The sequence below is a fragment of the Pseudoalteromonas sp. TB51 genome (assembly GCF_000498055.1).
Lineage (GTDB): Bacteria > Pseudomonadota > Gammaproteobacteria > Enterobacterales > Alteromonadaceae > Pseudoalteromonas > Pseudoalteromonas atlantica.
Genome location: NZ_AUTO01000021.1, coordinates 1 through 5724, shown reverse-complemented (window position 1 = coordinate 5724; position 5724 = coordinate 1). Strand labels below are relative to the sequence as shown.

General features: G+C 41.7%; 6 protein-coding genes. 5 read left to right on the top strand and 1 reads right to left on the bottom strand.

Going from position 1 to position 5724, the window contains the following annotated elements; translation table 11 throughout:
- From metC to L650_RS0100550, 5 genes are all read left to right on the top strand, one after another.
- Positions 1-1044 (top strand): cystathionine beta-lyase (metC, locus tag L650_RS0100570; protein WP_029771760.1); only part of this gene is annotated, 1044 nt, incomplete at its 5' end.
- Between the two features lie 163 nt (positions 1045-1207).
- Positions 1208-2035 (top strand): ABC transporter permease, encoded by an 828-nt coding sequence (locus L650_RS0100565; RefSeq protein ID WP_024033655.1) that lies wholly within the window; start codon positions 1208-1210, stop codon positions 2033-2035.
- Positions 2032-2940, top strand: coding sequence for an ABC transporter ATP-binding protein (locus L650_RS0100560; RefSeq protein ID WP_029771759.1), 909 nt, complete (start codon positions 2032-2034; stop codon positions 2938-2940). The genes L650_RS0100565 and L650_RS0100560 overlap by 4 nt, the downstream gene beginning before the upstream one ends.
- Complete coding sequence (locus tag L650_RS0100555) at positions 2940-3314, top strand: PH domain-containing protein (protein ID WP_004589518.1); 375 nt, start codon at positions 2940-2942, stop codon at positions 3312-3314. Before L650_RS0100560 ends, L650_RS0100555 begins: the two co-directional genes overlap by 1 nt.
- Positions 3315-3513: 199 nt before the next feature.
- Positions 3514-4308 carry a putative porin gene (locus L650_RS0100550; RefSeq protein ID WP_004589517.1) on the top strand — a complete coding sequence of 265 codons (795 nt, stop codon included), beginning with the start codon at positions 3514-3516 and terminating at the stop codon, positions 4306-4308.
- Positions 4309-4396: 88 nt separating this feature from the next.
- On the opposite strand, the gene L650_RS0100545 is transcribed toward L650_RS0100550, so the two are convergent.
- The coding region (locus tag L650_RS0100545; RefSeq protein WP_029771757.1) for a M2 family metallopeptidase at positions 4397-5724 on the bottom strand (1328 nt) is incomplete at its 5' end.

Here is a 5724-nt window from a genome sequence, read left to right as displayed (position 1 = left end):
GCTAAAACCCGCGGTGATAAAACATTATTTTATGGCCGCCGCGGCACAACTACACATTTTGCACTGCAAGAGGCAATAACCGAGCTTGAAGGCGGCGAAGGCTGCGCACTTTACCCATGCGGCGCTGCGGCAATAAGCCAAGCGTTATTGTCGTTTGTAAAAGCGGGCGATCATATTTTAATGGTTGATAACGTGTATGAACCTACGCGTGATTTTTGCGATAAAATTTTAGCGGGTCTAGGTGTTACCACCACTTATTACCCACCTACAATTGGCGCAGGTATTGAGGCGTATATTCAGCCAAACACAAAAGTGCTGTTTTTAGAATCGCCTGGCTCTATAACCATGGAAATACAAGATGTACCTGCCATGGTTAAAGTAGCAAATGAGCATAATATTATGACCATGCTTGATAACACCTACGGCAATGGCTTGCATTACCGCCCACTTGAACACGGTGTAGATATTAGTATTCAAGCAGCAACTAAGTACATTGTTGGCCACTCTGATGTAATGATGGGTGTAGCAGTGGCAAATAAAAAGTACTGGCCAACCCTACGTGAGCAGTCGTACTTATTAGGGCAATGCACCAGCGCAGATGATGCCTATTTAGCGCTTAGAGGCTTACGTACTATGGCAGTGCGTTTAAATCAGCACGAAAAGGCGGCTATAGAGGTGGCAAAATGGCTTGAGCAACATGAGTTAGTTGATCATATTCGCCATCCTGCATTTGAAAGCTGCCCTGGGCATGAATTTTTTAAGCGCGACTTTAATGGCAGCAATGGGTTGTTTTCATTTGTAATGAAAACCGGAAACCAAAAAGCCATTGATGCGTTTTTAGATAGCCTTGAGCACATTAAAATGGGTTTTTCGTGGGGCGGCTTTGAAAGTTTAGTCACCGCCAATTTGACCATGAAAGGTTTACGTTCGAACACTGGTTGGGATTTAGGCCCTGTTATTCGCTTGCATATTGGCCTTGAAGACATTGATGATTTAATTAATGACTTAAGCCAAGCACTTGAGGTATACCAACAGCATTTATAAAAATAGGCTAAATAAACAAAGTTTGGCCTGTTACATTTAAACGGTTTGTTACAAAGCTCACTTATGGTGAGCTTTTTTTTGCTGGTAATTCAAGGTGTTTACACTTACTGTTGTTACATTACGCTTTATTTTAAAGCATGAGCAACGTCATTAAGGAAAGCCAATGGCAACATCATCATTAGTGAACATAGGGCGATTAACCCAAATAGCGGGTTTTGAGCTAGTACGTATGTTTTTAACCAAGCGCGGCTTAATTGCAATGGCCGCCTTTGCCCTTGTTTGGTTACTTATTTTACGCTACCCGATAGGCCAAGCCGTCAGCATTATTAGTGCCCCCAATTTTGAACAAATGGCACGCGATATTTCAGGCAGTATTGGTTTAAGTAAGTTGCTTGATTGGCCTGAGGCCGAATTTGCTATGTACTGGCTAATCGCTTTGTATAGCTTTCCGCTGTTTGCTATTTTTATATCAAGCGATCAAACCGTTGGCGATAGAGAACGCGGCACATTACGGTTTTTATCATTGCGCTCTACACGGTTTGAAATTTTATTTGGCCGTTTTTTAGGTCAGCTTGGCGTGTTAGCGTGTTTATTAGCTATTACCCTAGTGGCAACCCTTGGCGTACTTGGCTACAGAGAGCCTAGCCTATTAATGGGTGGATTAAGCCGTGCGGTTTCTATATTTATAATAATGGTGGTGGTACTTAGCCCGTTTGTAGCATTAATGAGTTTGATTAACACGTTTGCTCGCTCGTCGCGTTTAGCAATTGTGTTAGCCATTTTATATTTTGCTGGTGGCGGCATTATTGTGGGTATATTGGCGTGGCAAGTACCGGCTCTAAATGCGCTCGATTACCTTTTCCCAGGGGTTAATTCTGAGCTTTTAGCTGGGCAAAACCTACCTTTATTGAGTGCCTTAGGTGTGCCGCTTATTCAAAGCGCTGTATTTATAGCGATTGCGCATCGAATATTTACAAGGAGTTCGCTATGAGCGTATTAATAAAAGCCAGCGGCTTGAGTAAATCGTATGGCGCAAAGCAAGCACTTAACAACGTAAGCTTTGAAATTCAAAAAGGCGTACCTGTGGCGTTAGTGGGCCCAAATGGCGCCGGTAAAACCACATTATTTAGTTTATTGTGCGGCTATATTAACCCAAGCCACGGTGAGCTCAGTATTTTAGGGCATAAGCCTGGTAGTGCCGCGTTGTTCAACCAAGTGAGTGCATTACCGCAAGATGCGCAGTTAGATCCGCGTTTTAATATAGATAAGCAACTGGCGTTTTATGGCAAGCTTCAAGGCATGGGCGCTAAACAAAGCCACAATGAAGCGCTGCGCGTACTTGATTTGGTAGGCTTAAAAGAAGTCGCTAAACAGCGTGCAGGCGATTTATCTCACGGTATGCGCAAACGGGTTACGATAGCGCAAGCGCTGATTGGCTCGCCGAAAATAGTGATGCTTGATGAAGCCACAGCAGGGCTTGACCCTATTCATGCCAGAGAGGTGCGAGAGCTGGTATCGAGCTTAAGCGATGAAGCCACCTTTATTTTAAGTTCGCACGATTTAACCGAACTTGAGCGATTATGCTCCCAAGTGCTCCACCTAGATAAGGGCATTTTGAGCGAGCACCAAACAAAAGACAACAATACGCATACTCACTTTTATACCTTAATGCTCAACGAGGCGTATCAAAATGTGGAGCAACAACTGCAGGCGTTAGCAGGTGTAAGCCGTGTGTATATGAGCCAACATAAAGAATACGTGATTGAGTACCAGCCAACCGGTGAGCCACTTGATATTGCTTTATTAAACTTTTGCCATCAACAAAACTGGCAATATAGGCAGTTAGTAAATGGTCACACCTTAGAAAATCAAATATTTACACAGGAGAAAGCATAATGGGACTACTCAGTGGTTTAATGGGAAATGCAAGCGAAGTAGATGATTCTGATTTAGAAAAAGTACTTGCCAATACCCTAATAGATGGCGAACAAGTAGAAAAAGCCTATAAGGTGATTCGCGATATGTTTATTTTTACTAATAAGCGTTTAATTTTAATTGATAAGCAAGGTATGACCGGCTCTAAAATGGAAATGGTGAGTATTGCTTATTCTAAAATTACTAAGTTCAGTAAAGAAAGTGCTGGGCACTTTGATTTAGATGCCGAGCTTAAAATTTGGATTGGTTCAGACCCAACGCCTATTAGTAAAGAGTTTAAATCGGGCGATAATATTAACGAAGTTTATCGTGTAATAAGTCAGCATGCGCTTTAGTTTGCTGAACATGTTTTAAGTAGTTGTTGACTATATGTTGCAACTACTTTAAATTTACAGTTTCTTACACCTACTTACAATTAACTTAATAAATACAACTGCTTAATTAAGTTTTCATTCAGTTTCTCAGCGTTAGCATGTCCCCACTTTAGTCAATGAGCTAAAGCATAAAAAGCAATGCACAAAGGGAAGTCTTACAATGAAAAAATTAGCAGTTATTATTTCAAGCATTTTATTATCTAGCACTGCGGCTGCTGCAGACAGCTACAATTCAATCAGTAATTTAAGCTACAAAGATAGCGATAACAACGACACTGTTGCTGTAGACTCTATTTATTACCTATCTCCTAAAAAAACATTAGGTCCGTACGATCAGTTTGAGTACATTAATAAACAAACTAACGTTTACGGCGGTTATGCTGATGACGACTTTGGTGATGTTACTAACATTGGTGGCGAATACTTTATTAATGAATTTGTTGTTGGCGCATCTTACGAAAACCTTGACCCAGATTCGGGCTCTAACGGTGAGCTTTACAAGCTAACTGGTGGCTACTTCTTTAACCCTGATTTATTAGCAAAAGTAACGCTTGTTGAAAACAAAGACGGCGATGACTTTGCTTTGTTTGATTTAGCATACAATCACATGCTAAACAGCACAGACTACGTAGGTGTAACACTTACATCTGATGACGACTTTGATTACCGCGCTGTTGCAGCTAAGTACTTTATTGACTTACAGCAAGGTAACTTTTTAACGTTTGAAGGTAAATACGAGAGCATTGAAGATGCAGAAAACCAGTGGGTAGCAGAAACTAACTACTACTTCTCAAAAGCAACCTCGGTATTTGCTAACTATAACAAGCAAGATACATACAGCTTTGGTGCTCAGCACTTCATCAATAAAAACATTGGTCTTAAAGTCGGTTACGAGAACAATGCAGATGACTCTGATAACGATGCATACTTTGCAAACATGCGTTTTCAGTTTTAATTAAGCCCTGTACTTAATTAAAAGCATAAAAGCCCGCTACTTTAGCGGGCTTTGTTGTTTTTGACTTAAATTAACCGTGGTAAAAGTTTTACCAGGTGCAATTACGGTCTTTGTTCTGCTCATCTAAATAGCGTTGCAGCGGTGCAAAGTAATCAAGCATAGCGGTTGCATCCATTTGCGGCTTGCCTGTGATGGTTTCAAGGGCTTCTTGCCATGGACGAGAAGAGCCCATTTCTAGCATTGCGTTTAGCTTATCCCCTGCTTCTTTTGAATTATAAATAGAGCAGCGGTGAATGGCTTTATCGTTACCAGCTATTTCACATAAGCTACGGTGAAATTCAAACTGTAAAATATGTGCTAAAAAGTAACGTGTATAAGGGGTGTTGCCTGGTACGTGGTATTTAGCACCTGGATCAAAGTCATCTTCGCTACGTGCAATAGGCGCTTTAACACCTTGGTATTTTTCACGTAGCTCCCACCACGCTTTATTATAATCTTGTGGCTTTACTTGGCCCGAAAATACCTGCCAGCGCCATTGATCAACCATTAAGCTAAAGGGCACAAAGGCAACTTTATCTAGCGCCATTTTCATTAGTAAGCCAATGTCTTTTGACTCATCAGGTACTTGCTCGAGTAAACCAATCTCTTTTAAGTAACCGGGTGTAACCGATAAAGCAATGGTGTCGCCAATGGCTTCGTGAAAACCATCGTTGGCACTTTCTTGATAAAATAAAGGTTGTTTATTATAAGCGCGCTGATAAAAGTTGTGGCCTAGCTCATGGTGAATAACAGAAAATTCTTCGCCGGTGCGTTGAATACACATTTTAATGCGTAAATCGTCTTTGCTATCTATATTCCAAGCAGAGGCATGACACTGTACGTCTCTGTCTTTTGGTTTTACAAATAACGAACGCTCGTAAAAGGTCTCTGGCAGTGGCTCAAACCCCATTGAGGTAAAAAAGGTTTCAGCACCTTTAACCATTTTTAGCTCGTCGTAATTATTTTTAGCTAATAGCTCGGTAACATCGTAACCCGGATCGGCGTTTTCTGGCGCGACCACATCGTAAATATTACCCCACGCTTGCGCCCACATGTTTCCTAATAAGTGCGCAGGAATAGGCTCATCTTGAACTACTTTGTCGGTGCCGTATTTTTCGCCTAATTTAGCGCGTACATGACAATGCAGTGAGTTATAAAGTGGTTTTACTTGCCCCCAAATGCGGTCAAGCTCGGTAGTAAAGTCATCGGCTGGCATATCGTACTTGCTGCGCCACATTGCGCCGGTATCAGCATAACCTAGCTCTTTAGCCCCTTCGTTTGTAAGGGTTACTTGCTGCTCGTAAAGTGGGCGCATTGGCTTTGAAATTTGGCGCCACCCTTGCCATAAATCAAGTAGCTCGTTGTAATCACGGCTGG